Source organism: Desulfatitalea alkaliphila (assembly GCF_022968795.1).
Taxonomy (GTDB): Bacteria; Desulfobacterota; Desulfobacteria; order Desulfobacterales; family Desulfosarcinaceae; genus Desulfatitalea; species Desulfatitalea alkaliphila.
Genome location: NZ_JALJRB010000088.1, coordinates 1 through 718 on the forward strand (window position 1 = coordinate 1; position 718 = coordinate 718).

Annotated in this window: 2 protein-coding genes; both read right to left on the reverse strand. The window is 37.5% G+C overall.

The features are described 5' to 3' along the window. Positions 1 to 62 precede the first annotated feature (62 nt). Positions 63 to 359 carry an antitoxin gene (locus tag MRX98_RS21845; RefSeq protein ID WP_246915308.1) on the reverse strand — a complete coding sequence of 99 codons (297 nt, stop codon included), beginning with the start codon at positions 357 to 359 and terminating at the stop codon, positions 63 to 65. Next, entirely contained in the window at positions 356 to 628 is a 273-nt protein-coding gene (locus tag MRX98_RS21850; protein WP_246915313.1) for a DUF4258 domain-containing protein, read from the reverse strand. Before MRX98_RS21850 ends, MRX98_RS21845 begins: the two co-directional genes overlap by 4 nt. Positions 629 to 718 lie beyond the last annotated feature (90 nt).

A 718-nucleotide genomic window follows, 5' to 3' on the forward strand; every position in this document is an offset into this window, starting at 1 on the left:
ATGGTTTCACCGGGCGCGACGATCTATCAGCGATCCGGTGAAAACCAAGGTTCTGTTTCCTATTATTGCTTCTGCGATAATGAGCCGTTTAAATACTTATGGATAATACTTGAAATAAGCGTCTGATAAGGAATACCTTCCTGAACTGCCTTTATCTGGATTTGGTGATAATCTTTTTGAGATAAGCGCAAATTAATGCGTTTTTCCTTTTTTAGTGTATTACGAGCGGCTTCAACAGCGTCCTTTTTATGTTGCTTGAGATCCTTAACAGGCTTCCACTCATCATTTTCGAGTGATTTCATCAAATCGCTTTCTTCCTTATCTAATGGCTCAAATGCCTTTTTGTTCAATTTTTTCATAATTCCCCCTTTAAACCAAAACGCTTTGTGTATTTTCGACTTGGAAAAGCTGTTTTGAGAAAAATTTCATTCTCACTTTCAACGAAAGGGACGATGTAAGCATAATTATCGATTTCCAAAATATATATTTTTTGATTAGGACGTCCTGGATTTTCCTCTATTCCAAGAATATTCCCAGCCTCAATCAACAATGCAATCTCCTCAAAGGAAATTTCCCTTTCTGCTTTTAGCAGCTCATTTTTTTCCAGGTTCCAAGTCAAATATTTCATGGTTGAAATATAAGCCAATGTGTGCCTTTTGTCAACGATGTTTTAGGAATCGGCGCACAGTGAGTAACTTGCAGAATTTGGGACAGAACG

Excerpts from the sequence above, each read along its gene's own strand:
- MRX98_RS21845 (WP_246915308.1), bottom strand. The coding sequence starts at position 359 with ATGAAAAAATTGAACAAAAAGGCATTTGAGCCATTAGATAAGGAAGAA.
- MRX98_RS21850 (WP_246915313.1), bottom strand. The coding sequence starts at position 628 with ATGAAATATTTGACTTGGAACCTGGAAAAAAATGAGCTGCTAAAAGCA.